We start from the raw sequence: 829 nt of genomic DNA, 5'->3' as shown, positions 1-829 counted from the left end.
CCTAACTAATCATTAGATTAGTTGGTTTTTTGTTTAAGAAACTAATGGATACTACTTAGAATCTCGAGTATAGAATTAGTCTTCTTTTTTCTTACGAGACACAAGTCCAAATCCGCTCATCAAACCAAGTACTCCTAGAGCTGCCAAAGCTACATGATCTTCCGTACCAGTATTAGGTAATTCTTTGGTTGCTTTAGTCGTTGGAGATTGCTCAGTCGGTTTTTGTTGAGGGGCAGTAACAACCTTCTCATAAACGTGTTCTGTGTCGCCATTTGGAAGTTTCTTGGTCTCGACGAAACGGTAACCTGGAATATCTTTCTTAGGTTGTTCACCATCTTCGCTTGGATAACCTGGAATTTCATTCCCTTCCTTATCCTTATGACTGGTCTTAACCTTCTCATAAATGTGCTCTGTGTCGCCGTTTGGAAGTTTCTTAGTCTCTACGAAGCGGTAACCTGGAATATCCTTCTTAGGCTGTTCGCCGTCTTCGCTTGGATAACCTGGAATTTCATTCCCTTCCTTATCCTTGTGACTGGTCTTCACTTTTTCGTAGACATGTTCTGTGTCGCCGTTTGGAAGTTTCTTAGTCTCGACGAAACGGTAGCCTGGAATATCTTTCTTAGGTTGTTCACCATCTTCGCTTGGATTACCTGGAATTTCATTGCCTTCCTTATCCTTATGACTGGTCTTAACCTTCTCATAAACGTGCTCTGTGTCGCCGTTTGGAAGTTTCTTAGTCTCTACGAAGCGGTAACCTGGGATATCTTTCTTCGGTTGTTCACCGTCTTCGCTTGGATTACCTGGAATTTCATTGCCTTCCTTATCCTTG

The 829-nt window shown here is 42.1% G+C and carries 1 protein-coding gene; it reads right to left on the bottom strand.

From position 1 onward, the window contains the following. Window positions 1-75: 75 nt before the first annotated feature. Window positions 76-829, bottom strand: a 754-nt coding sequence (locus tag HMPREF8571_RS10930) for a MucBP domain-containing protein (protein WP_000574544.1), incomplete at its 5' end; no start/stop codon positions are given.

The organism is Streptococcus mitis ATCC 6249 (assembly GCF_000146585.1).
Taxonomy (GTDB): domain Bacteria; phylum Bacillota; class Bacilli; order Lactobacillales; family Streptococcaceae; genus Streptococcus; species Streptococcus mitis_AZ.
The sequence above is the reverse complement of the archived record's forward strand: the minus strand, read 5'-3'. Positions and strand labels throughout refer to the sequence as shown.